Raw genomic sequence first — 248 nt, 5'->3', positions numbered from 1 at the left:
CGCCGGTCGCCGTAGCCGCGCTGGTCGTCGCGCCGACCGTAACCGCCACGCTCGTCGTCGCGCCGCAAGGCCGGGCGGTCCCCGCGGTCGTCACGGCGGAACCCGCCCCGGTCGTCGCGCTGGAAGCCGGGACGCGAACCCCGGTCACCCTCACGACGATCGTCCCTACGGCCGTAACCTCCACGGTCGTCCCGGCCGCGGAAGCCACCCCGGTCGTCACGCCGATCGTCCCGGCGATCGTCGCGGCG

The 248-nt window shown here is 76.2% G+C and carries 1 pseudogene; it reads left to right on the top strand.

The features are described from left to right. A pseudogene (locus tag AC5WRT_RS39245) lies at positions 1-248 on the top strand (hypothetical protein); the annotation flags it as partial.

This window comes from Streptomyces sp. NTD91 (assembly GCF_059510455.1).
This window is presented reverse-complemented; position numbering and strand designations above follow the sequence as displayed.